Genomic DNA, 18,117 nt, shown 5'->3' with positions numbered 1-18,117 from the left:
TGTAAGACTGTTTTTTTCGTTAGTAAAGTTATAAAGTTTACTAGTAACCTTTCTCAAGCAATACATCTTTTGCACAAATCGTCACTTCTTCAAATGGGCAATCAAATAAAACACCCAATTCGAACCCTTCATTAGTAAGATCTATTTCATGACATAACCACCAAGCGCCTTCAAAATGTTCCGGAATAGAACATTTCGTTACTCCTGTAAAAGTTACTTCCAGTTTATCAAATTCACTGAAAGTACCACTGCAATCTAACGTAATAATTAGCTTATCTTTTGATCTTCTGTCTACTGATTTGACTACACTGTCATGTAGTGAGTAATCATGTAACTGAATAACATTTGTTGGGAGTTTTTTCTTAATCGAATGGAATTGCTCTAAGTAGAATCGATCTAAATGAGCCCTTCTTTTCTCACAATCCTCTATCCATTCTTTCATAAGTTTTTTCAATTCACTAGAAGGATATTCTGAATTAATTGTGGTGCTATGAATAAATGGGTGTATGGATTCAGGAAGGAATTTTAATAAATCTGTTTTCCTTTCCTTTATTTCCTCTATTAAACTTTGTATATCCATTTCTGACCATTCTTTTATAGACTCTATAAAACTTACAAATTCTATAATTTGCATTTCTTTATACCAATCTCCAGTGAAATTCTTCAATCGCACCTCTCCTAAAACATTTTAACATCCAACAAAAGCAATACATCTATTTATTATATCATTCCAATAACTATTTTTTCTAAAGAAAAAATGCAAAACTATAAATATTCCGCCTTTTATTTCTAAAACTTCAGAATATTTACAATAGTTGATAATTAGCATACATTTTACTAGTACAAAGTTTCACCTGTACAAAATCTAAACAAAAAGGGATGGTTATATGTTGAAGAAATTAGTAGCAGGTACACTAGTAGCGGGATTTGCATTCACTGGAGGACTAGGAGTAGCAAGTGCTGAAGAAAAAAGTAATGAAATTAAATCATTTGATTATTTAAAAGTTGATGAACAGAATGTTACTTCTTTTACAAAATTAAGTGAGCAGGCGAAAAAAGACATCCAAATTACTATGGTTCTACCTGAGCAAAATGAAAATGGAGATTGGTTAGCTTACGGGTTTACTAGTAGAGAAACATTGGACGCTTATGTTGAAAAGGATAAAAAAGCAATTAAAAATAAAATTAATCCTTTAGGTAGCGGTGCTGGTAGTACAGATTTTTATGAACATATTAATAAAGGTGGACAATATATTTACTGGAGCAGCGGTTTTAAAAACTTACCTTCTAGCTGGAATGACAGAATTTCTTCTGTAAGTACAGCATCGCCTTCAGCAAGTTATTCAACGACACTTTGGGAGCATACTTCAACACAAGGATTAGGAAAAGGTGTTGTATTTAAACATGCTGATTGGTATGGTAAAACTGCTAATTTATCTGCTGAATGGAACGATAAAACTTCAGCTATTGACATTAAAAAATAATAAGGTATTTAATTTCTTCTATAAAAATTCAAACCACTATTCTCTCTTTCATTTAGAGAATAGTGGTTTATTATATTTCCATTTAAGCATGTATAGCATGTCCTACAGCTTGCAATAACGCTTCATGAATCGCTTCAGATAAAGTTGGATGTGCTGCAATATAATCTCTCATAATATCAGCGGTAACTTCTGTATGAATCATTACAGTTCCTTGTCCGATTAGTTCGGTTGCACGAGGACCGATAATAGAAATCCCAACAATTTCTTGATATTTAGGTTCCACAATAACTTTTACTTTACCCGTTTGTTCTCCAATAATAAGCGCTTTTCCGTTCGCTGTAAAAGGAAATTCTCCGATAAGAATATCACCATATTGTTCTCTTGCATCTTTTTCGCTTAAACCAACACTTGCGATTTCTGGGGATGTGTATATACATCGAGGTACTGCATGATAGTTTACTTTTACATCTTCTCCGCTCGCGTGTAATGCTGCTGTCGTTCCTTCATGGAAAGCAACGTGAGCAAGTTGTATTCCACCAATCACATCACCTGCTGCGTAAATATGTGATACATTTGTTTGCATATGTTCATTCACAGAAATTCCTTTATTTGAAAATTGAACACCTGCTTTTTCTAAATCTAATTTTTGTACACGTGGTTTTCGGCCGACAGAAACGAGAACATATTCCGGATTGGCTTCTTGGATACTTCCTTCATATTCAAATGAAGCTTGCTTCTTATAATTATTTAATCCTTTTAAAGCAGCTCCTGTAAATATTTCTACGCCATCATTTTCTAGTTTATCTCTTAAAATATGTGCGATATCTTCATCTTCACCAGGTAATAATTGCGACGCCATTTCAACAATCGTAACTTTTGTTCCAAGACGACTATAAATACTTGCAAACTCGCAACCTATTACACCACCGCCAACGATTAATAATGATTTCGGTATATTTTCTAGGGACATTGCATGGCTACTATTTAAAATCCACTTCCCATCAAATGGAGCAAAAGGTAATTCAGTTGGTTCTGATCCTGCCGCTATAATGAACTGGTCTCCATCTACTATATCTACATTATCACCGTGTGTAACTCGCACACGGTGATCCGTTTCAAATTTCACTTTACCTTGTATAACTTTTATTTTATTTTTCTTCATTAAATATTGAATTCCTTGGACGAGCTGCGTTACGATTTGTGATTTCCTCGCCTGTATTTGCTTCCAATCAATAGATATACTTCCTTCGTTAAACATAACTCCATAATTATTCGCTTTTCTCACAATGTCATGCACTTCCGCACTTTCTAACAATGATTTTGTAGGCATGCAACCAACATTTAAACAAGTCCCGCCAAGATCCGCTTCATCAATAAGAGTGACATCTTTCCCATTTTGAGCCGCGGTAATTGCTGCTACATAGCCAGCAGGTCCGCCTCCAATAACGACTAATTTACTCATTCTCTCACCTTCTCTTTATAAAAGAATTGTTACAGGTTCTTCTAAATAACGTTTAATTGTGCGTAAAAATGCAGCTGCTGGTGCACCATCTAATACACGATGATCGAATGTTAAACTTAAAGGTAATATACTTCCTTTTCTTAATTTTTTCCCTTTATATACTGGAACATGTTCAATTGCCCCAACACCTAAAATACCAGTTTCAGGCGTATTTAATACTGGTGTGAAATATTCAATACCGAAGCTACCTAAATTACTAATTGTAAAGGTTGTTCCTTGCATATCATCACTACTTAGACTACCTTCTCTTGCTTTTTGTGCAACGTTTTTAATTTCTTTAGATAACTCTACTAAAGATAAATGATTAGCAAAGCGAATAGCCGGAACTACTAATCCTTTTTCTAACGCGACTGCCATACCTAAATGAACATGTTCAAATTGATGAATTGCATCATCTATATAAGTGCTGTTCATTTCTTTATGCTCCGCAAGTGCTACTACAACAGCGCGAGAAACAAAATCCGTAATGCTTAGTTTGTTATCATAGCGTTTTTGTACAACTTCCGCTATTTCTTTATGTAAAGCTACTAAATCTGTCACATCTACTTTCATCGTTAATGTTAATTGCGCACTATTTTGTAAGCTAGCATGCATACGGTTCGCAATTGCTTTTCGCATACCAGTAACAGGAATGACTTTACTTTCTTCTTGTTCAAGTACTTCTGAAATTGCAACTCTTTCCTCAAGTGTCTTTAAAACATCTACCTTTGTAATTCTTCCTCCAGGTCCTGTACCAATTAATGATCTAATATCAAGATTTTCAGTTTTTGCAATCTTTTTCGCAACTGGAGATATTTTGATTCTTTGCTTCGCTACTTCTTTCGCATATGGTTCTGTATGTTTTATATTTTTAGGTTCTGCATTAGGTGTTTTTTCTTCTACAACATTTGTATTTTCATAGACTTCTACTTTTTCGTTCGGCTTACCGATATAGCAAATTACAGTACCCGGCGGCACTCCCTCATCTTCACTTACAGCTATATCAAGAACAGTTCCATCCGCTGGTGCTTCTATTTCAGTTTCGATTTTTTCCGAGTTAATACTAGCAATTAGTTCACCTTTTTCTACATTATCACCTGCTTTAATATTCCAGCTTGTAATAATACCTTCTTTCATCGCCATACCTAACTTTGGCATTACAACTTCAACAGCCATGTTTCTCTCTCCCTTCTCATCGTTTCATTACACATGTAATAAAGATTGGTCTCCGATCATTTCTGATACGGTTTCAATTACTTTTTCCGGCGTTGGTAAATATAACTTTTCAAGTGGTGGAGAGAACGGAACTGGTGTATGTGGTGCTGTAATTCGTTTAATAGGTGCATCTAACAGATCGAATCCTTTATCCGCTACAATTGCTGCAATATCCGTTGCGATACTACATCTTGGATTTGCTTCGTCAATAACAATTAGGCGATTCGTTTTTTCAACAGATGCTAAAATCGTATCTTCATCCAGTGGTGATAAAGAACGTGGATCAATGACTTCTACTTCAAGTCCCTTTTTCGATAATTGCTCAGCAGCTGCAAGTGCTGTATGAACTTGTTTTCCAATTGCGACGATTGTTACATCAGAACCTTCACGTTTAATATCTGCTTTCCCTAAAGGAATTGTATAGTACCCTTCTGGTACTTCGCCTTTCATATTGTAAAGTGTTTTATCTTCAAAGAAGATTACTGGATCATCATCTTCAATTGCCGCTAATAATAAGCCTTTTGCGTCATACGGAGTAGAAGGTACGACAACTTTTATACCTGGAATGCTCGTAAATAACGCATATAAACTTTGTGAATGCTGTGCCGCTGCGCTAAAACCAGCACCATGCATCGTACGTACTGTAACTGGCACTTTCGCTTTACCACCGAACATGTAGCGGAACTTTGCGCCTTGGTTTAATACTTGATCAAGGCAACTACCTATAAAGTCATTAAACATTAATTCAGCAATCGGACGTAATCCTGTTGCAGCAGCTGCCATTGCCGCTCCCATATAACCCGCTTCTGAAATAGGTGTATCTAAAATACGATTTCGACCAAATTCTTGTACAAGGCCTTTCGTAACACCGAGCACACCGCCCCATGCTTCATCGTCTTGCAAGTGATCAACTTGTGCACCGCCTGCAACATCTTCTCCGATTAAAATTACATTTTCATCACGACGCATTGATATTTTCATCGCTTCATTAATTGCAGTTGACATACTTACTGTTCTAGTCATTATTTTTCACCCTCCTCTTATTTGTAAGAAACGTATACATCTTTTAATAATTCTTCATCCTCTGGATATGGACTATTTTCACTAAATTCAATTGATCTTTGAACTGCTTCATCTACTGCCTTTTCTATATCGACAAGTTCAGATTCAGTTAATAGCGCTTCATGAATTAAATGCTTACGGAAATTCACAATCGCATCTTTTTCATTTAAATGTTCTTCTTTTTCTTCTGAAGTTTTATACGTTTGTGCTTCACCTTCGAAATGACCGTAATTGCGATATGTCATACATTCAATTATTGTTGGACCACCACCATTACGCGCACGTTCTACCGCTTCTTCCGCGGCTTTATATACTGCAAGTAAATCTTTTCCATCCACTTGAACACCTGGAATATTGTAAGCTTTTGCTCGATCTGCAATGGAATCACAACTTGACGCATATTCAAATGTCGTTGCTTCACCGTAACCGTTATTTTCGGCGATAAAAATAACTGGTAACTTCCAAATCGCTGCTAAGTTAACCCCTTCGTGAAATGTCCCTTCATTATTTGCTCCGTCACCGAAGAAGCAAACACTCACATCTTTCGTTCCTTTATATTTAGCAGTTAATGCTGAGCCGCAAGCAAGTGGAAAACCTCCGCCTACAATCCCATTTGCACCAAGCATTCCTTTATTTAAGTCGGCAATATGCATGGAACCGCCTTTACCTTTACATAACCCTGTCACTTTCCCGAAAAGTTCGGCCATCATCCCGTTTAAATCACAGCCTTTTGCGATGCAATGTCCATGTCCTCTATGCGTACTTGTAATACTGTCACAATCCGTTAAGTGGGCACATACACCAACTGCTACTGCTTCTTCACCTGCGTATAAATGAACGAAACCTGGCAGAACGCCTTGCGCGAATAATTCATGCACCTTATCTTCAAACTTACGAATTTCTAACATTTTTTCATACATCCAACGAGCTTGTTCTTTCGTAATTTCATTCCCTTTACTTTCAGTTGTTTTTAACATGTTCAGCCCTCCTATTTTCTTGTTCATCTTTTATATTGCAAGTACTGTGCCAAATTCTAATCCCTGATTTCATAGGTTTTCTCTTTTCTTTCATAATAAAAAAGTGGACAAAATGAGACATATGTCTCGTTTTGTCCACTTTTGTTCACCTAATTTGAGAATTATTATCTTATTCATTCTCAAAACTCTTCTGTAACTTCCGGATGTAAATAATTTGACCAATATGATAAGCGTTATGAGTTGTTACATTCGCTAATATTTCCCACCATTTTGCAGAAACAGGAAATCCAACTACATCACTTTCAACCTTCTCTTCATTTATAAGCTTTTGCCATTGTAACAGTTTCTCTAGTAGTTTTTCTCTCAACTCATCGAAGGTTTGATTATTTGAAAGCATAAAACTTTTGTTATTATCACCAATAGCCGGCACGGCATTCACATTCGATTCTTTGTACCTAGTTTGCCACGTTGAATTCCAATACAGTAAATGTTGTACAATTTCAGCTATACTATTACTCTCTTCATTCGGTTTCCAGAAAGCTTCTCTCTCAGGTAGATCTTTCACTGCATCTGAAAATGGAATATACCAACTAGGGTCGTTTGCATTTGCTAATAATTGATCTGCTAAAACATCTTTCACATGGGCCATTTTTTTCCCTCATTTCATTAACATATTCATACTCACTTCTCTATATACGCTGAGTCTTTATAATTCCCTTTTTTAAAAATCCCATAGAATATAGAATTAACAGGTATTGCTCTCAAAACGAATGTAAGAATAATAGATTTTCTTTTCATAACTCGTTATGATAAAAGAAAAAGAAAGCTGGCGAAAAATGGATGAAAAAATCGCAGTTATAACCGGGGCTTCAAGTGGTTTCGGTCTTTTAACAACACTTGAGCTTGCGAAAAAAGACTATTTAGTCATAGCTACAATGCGAAACCTTGAAAAACAAGTGAACTTAATATCTCAAGCTACTCAACTCAACTTGCAGAAAAACATAACTGTTCAAGAATTAGATGTAACCGATCAAAACTCAATACATAACTTTCAATTATACTTAAAAGAAATAAACAGAGTAGACCTTCTCATTAATAATGCAGGATATGCACATGGGGGCTTTGTAGAAGAAATTCCAGTAGAGGAATACCGTAAACAATTTGAAACGAATCTTTTTGGGGCAATATCAATCACTCAGCTTGTTTTACCTTATATGAGAGAACAAAAAAGTGGAAAAATCATAAATATAAGCAGCATTAGTGGTCAAGTTGGATTCCCTGGTCTATCCCCTTACGTTTCTTCAAAATATGCGTTAGAAGGCTGGAGTGAATCACTTCGTTTAGAAGTAAAACCGTTCGGAATAGATGTTGCTTTAATTGAACCTGGTTCTTATAACACAAATATTTGGGAAGTGGGTAAACAACTAGCTACTAACCAATCTGATACACCTTCTCCTTACAAAGAATATATGGATAAAATACAAAAACATATTAATAGCGGCAGTGATACATTTGGTAATCCGATAGATGTTGCTAATAAAATTGTAGAGGTTGCTGAATCTAAGCGTACGAAATTACGATATCCGATTGGAAAAGGTGTAAAATTTATGATCTTTGCGAAGAAGATTCTTCCTTGGAGATTGTGGGAATACCTTGTTTTGAGAAGCTTTAAGAAAATGTAGTTTACTTTTTTGATAAACATTTTGAAAGAGGTGCTAATCAAATGTTAGGTTTACCGTTTGGAAAAGTGTTTTTAGTTCCATGGACTGAAGAATGGCAAATTGAGTTTATGAAAGAAAAACAACTCATTGAAGAACAAATTGGCAAACATATTTTAGCGATACACCATATTGGTAGTACCTCTATTCCACATTTAAGTGCAAAGCCAATTATTGATATTGCAATCGAATTAGAAAATTATACGGATGGTTTAACATGTATTAAAAAATTAGAACTACTAAACTATAAATACAGAAAAGATGCATTGCCTGAACGATATTATTTTAATAAAGGAGAACCACGAACTTATCAAATTCATATGTATGAACAAGGAAATACATATTTAATAGAACAATTACAATTCAGAGATTACTTAATAGACAATAAAACTTCTCGTATTCAGTATGAACAGTTAAAGATTCAACTTTCACAAGCTAACCCTAATGATAAACATAAATATGCAGAGGATAAAACAAATTTCGTTACATCTATTATAGCTAAAATAAATGATAAATTTAAATAAGAAACCATTTACTACTCAATGGTTTCTTATTTATTAGTTAACTCTTGATTTGTACCATCAATTATATAATCTGCAAATTCATGTGGTTTATGACTTTCTACATACATATCTTCAGCAACCATCCAATTGTTTTCCCACATATCACGTGCTGTTTCGCCATCTCTAGCAATCCCTCTTTTTATACGTGTTTCACGAGGACAATTCACCCATATTTTCAAATCATATATTTCCGCCAGTTCCTGACGTGTTGCATATACACCTTCTATAATAACAATTCCATTTGCAAGGACAGTATGAGATTCTGCTAAAGAATCCGTTTCCAAATCGTAACGTTTATAACATCCTTCAATGCCATTACTAATCGGATCTAAAACTTCTTGTAAAAGGCGTTTCCAATCAAAATCTGCACCAATCGATTTATTCGTAGGATGTTCATTTATAATTTGTGAGGATGGTAAATAAAAATCATCCATATGAACAATAGTTACAGTTGAAAACTTACTTTTTATTTTATTAGCTAACGTACTTTTTCCTGCACCACCACAACCATCAATACCTATTAGTAGTGATTGTTCTACAGACTTCACTCGAATTTGTTCTAATATGTTATTTAACCCCAAACCATTTCATCCCCTCGTTTTATATCTATAGACTTACTTTTACGCTGAAATCGGATCGAAGTAAAAGTAGCAATGAAATCATAACTACAAATGCAAGTAAACCGATTGTAGAAAAGATGTATTCTTTCGATTCTCTATCAAATTTCCACTCCATCCATGCGCGTAACGTCCATAACGTTGCAAAAAAAATGAAAAAGGCATACCCTATGTTTGCATTTTCATCTCTATTAACATAAATAATAATACTTACAAAATAAATAATGAACAATACAATTTCCAATTTTACATGCAAGCTATTTACATACTTATATCCAAAGAAACCCCTCTTCTCCATATTCAACTTTCTTCTTAAAAATTGCTCTAAAGAATATCCGCCTATAGCAATTCCTATAATTATTATCCAAACAGAAGGATTCCACATGTTCAATCCCTTCCTATTACTACGTTGCATTATTTAAAATAAAGTAGACTATATTATGGTTATCCTTTTCTAAATAACTTACAATCCCTTCAGGGTATGTTGGCTTCGTTTTTAATTCTTCCACTCAAAAATATGCTCACTTACAATTGCTAACTTTTGAACATCAACTTTCAAATCATATTCTTCCATCAACTCCCGCATTATTGCTTCTTGTGCATCTCGCCAAATTCAATAGAACCTCCTGGAAAACGATAAAATGATTCATTCTCATCACATTGAACAAGCATTTTAGAATGATCTTCATTTAAAATCATTACTTTAGCACGTAATTTAGGATTTTTCATTTGTCTCCCCATTCATTCCACATATGATTAAATCCAATAGTTATAAAAGAAATGATTAATCATAATTCCTGTTATTATTAATAATGGAACTGTTCCTAAAGAAATGACATATTCCCTCGATTCTTTATCATATTTCCACTCCATATATGATTGAAAGCAGGATAAAATTATTAAAAATAAAATGGGTAAATTACTAATATAAATAGGATTTAAAGTGGCACATATCATCGTTACAATTATATAAGAAATGATAAGAGCCCTAGTGCCCCATTTATGAGCGTTGTTTACATATTTACTATTCCAGTCAGTTTGTTTCGGTATATTTAATTTTTCCCTCATAAATTTTTCCAAAATAACTAATAATATGATCCATAATACTAATAAAATCCCTTTAGCTAAAAGCAGTGATGTCTCCTCCTTTACCTTTTATCCGGTTGATCACTCGGATACGTAGCATTCTCTTTGTTTTCAACGTCCCAACTAATAATTGTCGCACTATCTCGTCCGAATTGATGATGAACGTGCTCTAATACATGATGAACACTTTCTTCAAGTTCTATATTATTTCTATTCATATCATTATACAGATTCAATGGTGTTTCATAATGACGTTCCCCGCATTCTAATACCCCATCTGTGACCATGACAATTCGATTCTTTCCAGCACGTAATTCACGAATTCCTGTTGAATAGCAAGGAACGGTTAAATCAAAAGTGTTTACATTTCCAATCCATTCGTAAAAATGACGTTGATTTAATGCATATTGTCCTAACTTATGTAACTCTTCATGAAATACATAAATGAGGCAATCGCCAATAGACAACCACCATATATAATTTTCTTTTCTTACACATATTAAGCAAGCTGTTTCACCTTTAATACTTTGGCACTTTTCCTTAAATGAAGAGGATTGAAAGATTGTAAGTAGATGATTTTCAACAGATCGAAATACTGTATCAATCGATTCATTCATCATTACTTTTATATTTTCATATTCCTTTTGGATTGTATTTACTACTAAATCAACACTTTCCGCACTATTATGTCCATCTAAAATAGCTGCAAATTCCCAATCACCATTTGACCAAACTAACGCACCATCTTCATTCTTTTTTGCTCCGGCGCTTATATTTCCACCATATGTACCGAGCACAATGTCACCATATTGTTTTACTAAAACTTCGTCTAAACACATCTTCTTATTTCCAACCCATGAACATTGTCTATTATTTGTTGTATACATTTCCATCACCAACCTTTCCATATATAATATCATAAAAAAAGGAAAAACAGGATTTATATTCCGAAAATTCATTCTTTTAATGATGCGATTTTTTAAATAAATTTACAACTCATTATTTCTTCAAAAACGTAATCCCAATTACGATTCCAATCACAATTCCAATTACTAAATTATTAGTAAAAAACCCTTGAAACACACCGATTACAACCCCTATACCGACACCTATCGCCATTGCATCATTTCTATTTTTATTTTTAGTCAAAATTGCATCGCCTCCCATCGTTTCTCCCTAAATAACATACACTTACTTGAATGTATTAATATATTCACTATCTCACTTGAATATTTCCCCAAAATATACTTTAACTTCATATATAATATTTTTCATTTTCTGTACATAATCCTTTTATCACAATAAAATTTCAAGTGACCATTAATTATACATAGGCATTTACTATAAGAAAGCTTCGTAATTTATTGAAGGAGGAAAGATTTAAATGCATCCTCACTGGAATCCAAATATAAATCAACAATATGTGTATTCCCCCCATCCCGTAAGAAATAAACTGCATCATGATTCACAATATATGATGCAGCGTATCGCAAGTCTTGAAAGTCAATTAGCGAAACTAATCTCATTAATCGAAGAAAATAATCAATTAATTAAATCAATGGAACAACAACAAAACCAAGTTTGTGCGCCAGCTGGCGGTTCTGTTATCGTTCGTATGTAATTTTTTGAACAAAAAAACACACTTTGTATAATAAAGTGTGTTTTCCTTTTATCTTCTTTTTTGATGAAATCCTTGTGTAATGCGGTCTAATATAATCGCAATGACAACAATAGCTAGTCCGGCTTCAAATCCCATTCCGATATTAACTTGTGTTACAGAGCGGTATACATCAACTCCAAGACCTGGTGCTCCTACAAGAGATGCTGTTACTACCATCGATAAAGAAAGCATAATGCTTTGGTTCACACCAGCCATGATCGTTCCAGTTGCAAGTGGCAATTGTACTTTAAATAATTTTTGTGATGCGGTAGAGCCAAACGCATTCGCTGCTTCAATTAAATCTTCTGGAACTTGTCTAATTCCTAAGTCAGTAAAACGAATTGTCGGTGGCATTGCAAAGATTACTGATGCGATAATCCCAGGTACAACACCTACTCCAAAAAATGTAATCGCAGGAATGAGATATACGAATGCCGGCATTGTTTGCATAAAATCTAATGTCGGTTTTAAAAAATTTGAGAAGCGTTCATTTTGAGATGCTAAAATTCCGATTGGGATTCCTACAATAATTGAAATAATAACAGACGTAAGTACAAGTGCTAATGTTTGCATCGTCTGTGCCCAGTAGTTAATATTTAAAATAAATAATAAACCGATCAGTGTAAAAATAATTAAAGATACTTTTCTCGTTGTGTACCAAATGAGGAAACAAAGGATAATAATCATCAATATGGCTGGTATTATTGTTAAAAAATTAGTGAGTAAATCAACGAATCCACCGATAATATAAGAGAATCCTCGGAATAAGCCTTCAAGGTGCTCATATAAACTTGCAACAAATGAGTCGACCCATTCCCCTAATGGAATACGGGGTATACTATTCATCGTCTTTCACCTCTTCCTCAATGTTACCTGCAAGAGCTTGAATGACACTTTCGCGTTTAATAATTCCTCTTAGCCTTTTCTTCTCATCAATTACGGGTAACGGATATTTCATCTCCGCCATTTTTGCATATGTTTCTTCCAGTAAAGTATCTAAATACACGTGCGGAATATCGTTTAGTAATAAATCAGCAATTGGCCATTGTTTTTGAACGGCTTTACTCGCATCATCCGCAGTTAATATACCTAAAAACTCATACTTTTTGTTAACAACATATACAGTTGAAACACCTGCATTTCTCATAATCTGAAGTGCTACACGTGGTCCACGATCAATTAATAAAGTCTCTGGTCGTTTTAATATAGATTCCGCCGTAATTACTTTTCCTAAATTTACGTCCGCAACAAACTTCTCAACAAATTCATTGGCAGGGCTCATCATAATTTCTTCCGGCGTTCCAATTTGAACAATCTCTCCATCTTTCATTAACGCAATCCGATCACCAATTCGAAGCGCTTCATCTAAATCATGCGTAATAAATATAATTGTTTTCTCCATTTTATCTTGTAGCTCTAACAATTCATCTTGCATTTCTTTGCGAATCAGTGGATCTAAAGCACTAAATGACTCATCCATTAACAATACATCTGGATTATTTGTTAATGCCCTTGCGATTCCAACACGCTGCTGCATACCGCCACTAAGTTGACTAGGATAATTATCTTTATGATGATCAAGTCCTACTAACTGTAGCGATTCTAATGCTTTATTCTCCCGTTCCTCTACTGGAACTCCTTGTATCTCTAACCCGTATGCAACATTTTGTATCACTGTACGGTGCGGAAATAAAGCAAACTTTTGAAAGACCATGCTCATCTTTGTTCTTCTCACTCTTCGTAACTCTTCTTTTCCCATCGTTGCGATATCTTCACCATCTATGTATATATGCCCCGCTGTTGGTTTAATTAATTGGTTTAACATCCGAACTAACGTAGATTTCCCGCTACCAGACAAACCCATAATAACAAAAATCTCTCCAGTATATACTTCAAAGGTTGCCTTTTTTACACCAACGTTCATTCCTGTCTCTTTCAAAATTTCCGATTTGCTTTTTCCTTCTTTTAATAAAGACAGCGCTCTTTGCGGGTGTTTCCCAAATACTTTTGTTACGTTTTCAACACGCACCTTTGTATTATCCATGTCACTACTCCTTTTCTACCCATCTATTCATATAGTGTTGCGATTTTACAAAGAAATATTACATAAAAATGACATTCATAAGATTTCTTTAAAATTCGCGTTTCCGTTCATAATAAGAATGCTTACTTATACATTTATTTAAAAAGGCAAACGTTTCTTAGGAGGGTTTCGATGAAAAAGAAAATATGGCTTATATGCCTTGCATTATTTATTACTATGATTTTCTCTTCATGTAATGCAACAAATGCAAATTCGAAAGGAAAAATTAAACTTGGTGTAACAAGTTGGAAAGAAAACATTGCAACGGCAAACATGTGGAAAGTTTTATTAGAACAAAAAGGTTACAAAGTTGAGCTCATGTACTTAGAAAAAGCTGCAATTTGGACTGGCGTTGCTCGTGGTGATGTTGATGCTAATTTAGAAGTATGGCTACCCGTTACGGATAAACCGCTAAATGCTCGTTATAAAGATGATATTGTCTTAAAATCAAAATGGTATGAAGGTACTGGCCTTGGCCTTGTCGTCCCTTCTTATGTGAAAAACATTAACAGTATTGAGGATTTAAATGCTCATAAAGATGAACTAGATAACAAAATTGTCGGTATCGAACCCGGTAGTAGTCTTATGAATTTAACGAATAAAGCGATGAAGGAATATGATATTAAATTAAAACTTGTCCAATCTTCTGAAGCTGCGATGATGAGTGAATTAAAGAAAGCATATAAGAAAAAGAAACCAATCGCTGTTACGCTTTGGAATCCGCATTGGGGGTTTTCAGAATTTGACTTAAAATATTTAAAAGACCCTAAGAAAGTATATGGTGAAAAAGATGACATTTATTACTCTGTTCGTAAAGGTTTCGAAAAAGATTATCCGGATATTGTAAAATACTTTGACAAATGGAAAATGAACGATGAACAGCTTGGTACATTAATGGTCGAGTTAAATAAAACGAAAGATCCCGAAGAAGCGGCGCGAAAATGGATTAAGAAGAATCAAGCGCTAGTTGATGAATGGGTAAAAGATTAATAAAAACAGGCTAGAGGGTTCGCATATCCTCTAGCCTGTTTTTATCTTATTTTTTCGTAACAACATCATCTACAATCCCATATTCTTTCGCTTCTTCAGCAGTCATAAAATAATCTCTTTCTGTATCATGTGCTACTCTTTCAATCGATTGCCCCGTTTTTTCTGCAATCATTTTATTAATATCACGCTTTAACTTTAGTATTCTTTTCGCTGTTATTTCAATTTCTGTTGCCTGGCCTTGCGCACCACCAAGTGGCTGATGAATCATAATTTCACTGTTAGGGAGCGCAAACCGTTTTCCTTTTGCACCTGATAATAATAACAATGCACCAAATGATGCTGCAAATCCCATGCATAGCGTTTGTACATCTGGTTTAATGAGATTCATCGTATCTAATATGGCAAAACCCGCTGTTGTTGAACCACCTGGGCTATTGATGTATAAATAAATATCTTTCTCTGCATCTTCCGCTTCTAAAAATAATAATTGAGCTACAACACTACTCGCTACTTGATCATTTATTTCTGAACCGATAATAATAATGCGATCTTTTAATAACCTTGAATATATATCATAGGAACGTTCTCCTAATTTCGTTTGTTCTACTACATATGGAATTGCATTCATTTTAAATCCCTCCAATAATTGTTATGCCGCATAAAGCATACAACTGTAGGAAGAAGGTTTTTTCGCATTAAATTGTAAGACTGGCTGTTTAGATGGTAACTTAGTAAAATCTATTATAGGAAGAAGTTTTGTTAATAATTCCGGCTTTTCCTCCCGAATAGAAGTTACTACAACTTCAATGTCATCTGTGAATTCGACTATCTCAATCCCTTCTTCACTTACAGTTTTCAGTCTATTTCTACTCCGAAATAAAGAAGCTTTCACTGCACCTTCTGATACGGAACATACTTTAGCAATATCAGCGATACTATATTGAAAAACATCCTTTAATAAAAAAATTGTGGATTGTTGTACATTTAATGACGATAATACTTTCCCTACCATTTCATGCAAATCTGCAATGTTCTCTTGTGGGTCTTCAAAAGTAATTTGTTCCTTTATTTTTTCATAAACTGATTTTGATTTTATCTGGTCTAACCAACGATTTCTAGCTATTTTATATACAAGCGTCATACAAATATCTTTATTACTATATTTTTGAATAACTTTACAAACTGTTTCTTGGGCAAGATCTTCGCCGTCCCATTTGTTTTTCGTTAAAAATGTACAGTACCTTTTCAATTCTCCATATTGCTCAATTAAAAAGTTTATATTTGAATGATTCATATCGATATGATTCTTTAAAATCTGAGTTACTTTTGTGCACAAAATAACCACTCCTTTTCAGCGCTTACTTAATTAACGATTAAACAAATAAAAAAGTTACGGGGCATATAAAAAAATTATGTTTATGTTCAATAATTTGCGGTCATAAATATGTTATGTACAATTTTACGTGAGGAGGAACAAATTTGCCAAAATTAACAATTGAAGGTGCGGGAACTTTTGATGTAAAAGAAGGCACAAAGTTAGTATTAGCGATCGAAGATAACGGTGTACACATTCTCCATCGCTGCGGTGGGAAAGCACGCTGCACAACTTGTAGAGTAGAAATTATAGCAGGTGAGTTTTGTGAAGCCAGTTCTAATGAAAAAAATGCGATTACAGAAAAAGGAATTGAAGATCACTTACGTTTATCATGCCAAATGCACGTACATAAAGATATAGTCGTTCGTCCTATACTTACAGTAGAAAATTCAGGTCTTGATGCAGGCCCACGTCCAGCAGAATGATATGCTAAATTTCAAACAGCTCGCTGGTGAGTATGCTGCTAACCTTGTAAAAGATGGGATGAAAGTTGGACTTGGTACAGGTTCTACTGTATATTGGACGATACAAAAATTAGGTGAGCGTGTAAAAGAAGGCTTATCATTTCAAGCTGTACCAACGTCAAAAGAAACGGAAGTATTAGCTAAACAACTAAATATCTCTCTAATTTCGTTAAACGACGTACAAAGTCTTGATCTTACAATTGATGGAGCGGATGAAATTGATGCTAATTTACAGCTTATAAAAGGTGGTGGTGGCGCATTACTTCGCGAGAAAATTGTTGCCACTTCCTCCAAAGAACTAATTATTATTGCTGATGAATCGAAACTTGTAACACATTTAGGTACTTTCCCATTACCTGTTGAAATTATACCGTTTTCATGGAAACAAACCGAAAGGAAAATTCAATCTTTAGGTTGTCAAACAACGTTACGTTTAAAAAATAATGAAACATTTATTACCGATAACAATAACATGATTATTGATTGTATATTCCCTCATAACATAACTAATCCTACCAATTTACACACTCAATTAAAAATGATTACAGGTGTAGTTGAAACAGGGTTGTTTGTTAATATGACTAGTAAGGCGATTATTGGAACAAAAAATGGGATAAAGGAATTATAATGAAAGCTGACTCTTACAGTCAGCTTTTTATATTTTCTCTTTATTGCGTATCATTATGATATACTATGAAAACAAAAGCACATCACACTAGAAAGGGCTGAACAATTTGCACTCCAAACTCATAACAGAACTTACAGATTTAGAAACTGCCTTTCATATTCGAAAAGAAGTATTTGTAAAGGAACAAAATGTACCTCTTGAAGATGAATTCGATACATTCGATGAAATCGGTGAGGAATGTAAACATATTTTAGTTTATTATAACGAGCTTCCTGTAGGTACAGGTCGTATACGATTTGTTGAGGGCGCAGGAAAATTAGAACGCATTTGTATTTTAAAAGACTATCGTAAATATGGATTAGGTAAAGTCATCATTCAAATGTTAGAAGAAATTGCTCGTAATGAACAAGCTACAAAAGTGAAATTACACGGGCAAACACAAGCTGAAGGATTTTATAGGAAATTAGGCTACGAAACTTCTTCTGATATATTTATGGAAGATGGTATTCCACATATACTTATGATGAAAGTGTTATCATAATAGAAAGGTGGCTATATTGTTTATTCATATAGTTACCTTTCTGTATCTTATTCACTTGAAAGCAAAGAACCTAGCATACATAGTCTAAAAAGAACCTTAATGAATTGGCGTTCTCTAGTTTTCTATTCGCACTATATTCTGTTTGCTTTCACT

Annotated in this window: 22 protein-coding genes and 2 pseudogenes; 8 read left to right on the top strand and 16 right to left on the bottom strand. The window is 34.2% G+C overall.

Annotated elements, in window-relative coordinates:
- Positions 1-40: 40 nt before the first annotated feature.
- The gene (locus tag JDS82_RS07650) at positions 41-667 is read right to left on the bottom strand and encodes a DUF4085 family protein (RefSeq protein WP_088113249.1); all 627 of its coding nucleotides are present in this window, start codon (positions 665-667) and stop codon (positions 41-43) included.
- A gap of 220 nt (positions 668-887) precedes the next feature.
- Between JDS82_RS07650 and JDS82_RS07645 the strand changes: the two genes are divergently transcribed.
- Positions 888-1,484 (top strand): hypothetical protein, encoded by a 597-nt coding sequence (locus tag JDS82_RS07645; RefSeq protein ID WP_048560853.1) that lies wholly within the window; start codon positions 888-890, stop codon positions 1,482-1,484.
- An 82-nt stretch (positions 1,485-1,566) separates the two neighbouring features.
- Here JDS82_RS07645 and lpdA read toward each other — a convergent pair whose 3' ends face one another.
- From lpdA to JDS82_RS07620, 5 genes are all read right to left on the bottom strand, one after another.
- The gene (gene lpdA, locus JDS82_RS07640) at positions 1,567-2,946 is read right to left on the bottom strand and encodes a dihydrolipoyl dehydrogenase (protein WP_199712970.1); all 1,380 of its coding nucleotides are present in this window, start codon (positions 2,944-2,946) and stop codon (positions 1,567-1,569) included.
- A 15-nt stretch (positions 2,947-2,961) separates the two neighbouring features.
- Positions 2,962-4,161 (bottom strand): dihydrolipoamide acetyltransferase family protein, encoded by a 1,200-nt coding sequence (locus JDS82_RS07635; RefSeq protein WP_199712969.1) that lies wholly within the window; start codon positions 4,159-4,161, stop codon positions 2,962-2,964.
- Positions 4,162-4,188: 27 nt separating this feature from the next.
- A complete protein-coding gene (acoB, locus tag JDS82_RS07630) occupies positions 4,189-5,223 on the bottom strand; it encodes an acetoin:2,6-dichlorophenolindophenol oxidoreductase subunit beta (protein ID WP_000198893.1) in 1,035 nt (344 codons plus the stop codon).
- Between the two features lie 17 nt (positions 5,224-5,240).
- On the bottom strand, positions 5,241-6,239 hold the full coding sequence (acoA, locus tag JDS82_RS07625; RefSeq protein ID WP_064057140.1) for an acetoin:2,6-dichlorophenolindophenol oxidoreductase subunit alpha: 999 nt from the start codon (positions 6,237-6,239) through the stop codon (positions 5,241-5,243).
- Between the two features lie 169 nt (positions 6,240-6,408).
- Positions 6,409-6,888: a DinB family protein gene (locus JDS82_RS07620; RefSeq protein WP_000951599.1), complete on the bottom strand. Its 480-nt coding sequence runs from the start codon at positions 6,886-6,888 to the stop codon at positions 6,409-6,411.
- A gap of 187 nt (positions 6,889-7,075) precedes the next feature.
- Here JDS82_RS07620 and JDS82_RS07615 point away from each other — a divergent pair, with 187 nt between their 5' ends.
- Complete coding sequence (locus JDS82_RS07615; RefSeq protein WP_206773377.1) at positions 7,076-7,921, top strand: oxidoreductase; 846 nt, start codon at positions 7,076-7,078, stop codon at positions 7,919-7,921.
- Between the two features lie 41 nt (positions 7,922-7,962).
- Positions 7,963-8,481: a GrpB family protein gene (locus JDS82_RS07610; RefSeq protein ID WP_199712967.1), complete on the top strand. Its 519-nt coding sequence runs from the start codon at positions 7,963-7,965 to the stop codon at positions 8,479-8,481.
- 26 nt (positions 8,482-8,507) lie between these two features.
- Here the strand turns inward: JDS82_RS07610 and JDS82_RS07605 are convergent, their stop codons facing one another.
- The 6 genes and pseudogenes from JDS82_RS07605 to JDS82_RS07580 all read right to left on the bottom strand — a co-directional run bounded on the left by JDS82_RS07605 (position 8,508) and on the right by JDS82_RS07580 (position 11,390).
- The gene (locus JDS82_RS07605) at positions 8,508-9,101 is read right to left on the bottom strand and encodes a uridine kinase family protein (RefSeq protein WP_199712966.1); all 594 of its coding nucleotides are present in this window, start codon (positions 9,099-9,101) and stop codon (positions 8,508-8,510) included.
- A 39-nt stretch (positions 9,102-9,140) separates the two neighbouring features.
- A pseudogene (locus JDS82_RS07600) lies at positions 9,141-9,522 on the bottom strand (DUF4181 domain-containing protein).
- Positions 9,523-9,541: 19 nt separating this feature from the next.
- Positions 9,542-9,866: pseudogene (locus tag JDS82_RS07595) on the bottom strand (NUDIX domain-containing protein).
- A gap of 27 nt (positions 9,867-9,893) precedes the next feature.
- The gene (locus tag JDS82_RS07590; protein WP_199712964.1) at positions 9,894-10,217 is read right to left on the bottom strand and encodes a DUF4181 domain-containing protein; all 324 of its coding nucleotides are present in this window, start codon (positions 10,215-10,217) and stop codon (positions 9,894-9,896) included.
- 68 nt (positions 10,218-10,285) lie between these two features.
- Entirely contained in the window at positions 10,286-11,110 is an 825-nt protein-coding gene (locus JDS82_RS07585) for a PP2C family serine/threonine-protein phosphatase (RefSeq protein WP_074650819.1), read from the bottom strand.
- A gap of 112 nt (positions 11,111-11,222) precedes the next feature.
- Entirely contained in the window at positions 11,223-11,390 is a 168-nt protein-coding gene (locus tag JDS82_RS07580; RefSeq protein WP_064449442.1) for a glycine zipper domain-containing protein, read from the bottom strand.
- Between the two features lie 217 nt (positions 11,391-11,607).
- Between JDS82_RS07580 and JDS82_RS07575 the strand changes: the two genes are divergently transcribed.
- Positions 11,608-11,844 (top strand): hypothetical protein, encoded by a 237-nt coding sequence (locus JDS82_RS07575; RefSeq protein ID WP_000553344.1) that lies wholly within the window; start codon positions 11,608-11,610, stop codon positions 11,842-11,844.
- Between the two features lie 48 nt (positions 11,845-11,892).
- Here JDS82_RS07575 and JDS82_RS07570 read toward each other — a convergent pair whose 3' ends face one another.
- Complete coding sequence (locus JDS82_RS07570) at positions 11,893-12,729, bottom strand: ABC transporter permease (RefSeq protein WP_199712963.1); 837 nt, start codon at positions 12,727-12,729, stop codon at positions 11,893-11,895.
- Entirely contained in the window at positions 12,722-13,927 is a 1,206-nt protein-coding gene (locus JDS82_RS07565) for a quaternary amine ABC transporter ATP-binding protein (RefSeq protein ID WP_046954107.1), read from the bottom strand. The genes JDS82_RS07570 and JDS82_RS07565 overlap by 8 nt, the downstream gene beginning before the upstream one ends.
- A gap of 171 nt (positions 13,928-14,098) precedes the next feature.
- On the opposite strand from JDS82_RS07565, the gene JDS82_RS07560 reads away from it, so the two are divergent.
- Positions 14,099-14,956: a glycine betaine ABC transporter substrate-binding protein gene (locus JDS82_RS07560; protein ID WP_199712962.1), complete on the top strand. Its 858-nt coding sequence runs from the start codon at positions 14,099-14,101 to the stop codon at positions 14,954-14,956.
- Positions 14,957-15,002: 46 nt separating this feature from the next.
- On the opposite strand, the gene clpP is transcribed toward JDS82_RS07560, so the two are convergent.
- On the bottom strand, positions 15,003-15,584 hold the full coding sequence (gene clpP / locus JDS82_RS07555) for an ATP-dependent Clp endopeptidase proteolytic subunit ClpP (protein ID WP_000991621.1): 582 nt from the start codon (positions 15,582-15,584) through the stop codon (positions 15,003-15,005).
- 21 nt (positions 15,585-15,605) lie between these two features.
- The gene (locus tag JDS82_RS07550; protein ID WP_199712961.1) at positions 15,606-16,292 is read right to left on the bottom strand and encodes an RNA polymerase subunit sigma-70; all 687 of its coding nucleotides are present in this window, start codon (positions 16,290-16,292) and stop codon (positions 15,606-15,608) included.
- Positions 16,293-16,435: 143 nt separating this feature from the next.
- On the opposite strand from JDS82_RS07550, the gene JDS82_RS07545 reads away from it, so the two are divergent.
- The 3 genes from JDS82_RS07545 (at position 16,436) to JDS82_RS07535 (ending at position 17,964) form a co-directional block, all read left to right on the top strand.
- On the top strand, positions 16,436-16,756 hold the full coding sequence (locus tag JDS82_RS07545) for a 2Fe-2S iron-sulfur cluster-binding protein (protein WP_001125375.1): 321 nt from the start codon (positions 16,436-16,438) through the stop codon (positions 16,754-16,756).
- Position 16,757: 1 nt separating this feature from the next.
- The gene (rpiA, locus tag JDS82_RS07540) at positions 16,758-17,423 is read left to right on the top strand and encodes a ribose 5-phosphate isomerase A (protein ID WP_199712960.1); all 666 of its coding nucleotides are present in this window, start codon (positions 16,758-16,760) and stop codon (positions 17,421-17,423) included.
- Between the two features lie 106 nt (positions 17,424-17,529).
- Positions 17,530-17,964 (top strand): GNAT family N-acetyltransferase, encoded by a 435-nt coding sequence (locus tag JDS82_RS07535; RefSeq protein WP_048560834.1) that lies wholly within the window; start codon positions 17,530-17,532, stop codon positions 17,962-17,964.
- Positions 17,965-18,117 lie beyond the last annotated feature (153 nt).

The organism is Bacillus cereus group sp. N14, from assembly GCF_016483555.1.
Taxonomy (GTDB): Bacteria; Bacillota; Bacilli; order Bacillales; family Bacillaceae_G; genus Bacillus_A; species Bacillus_A wiedmannii.
The sequence above is the reverse complement of the archived record's forward strand: the minus strand, read 5'-3'. Positions and strand labels throughout refer to the sequence as shown.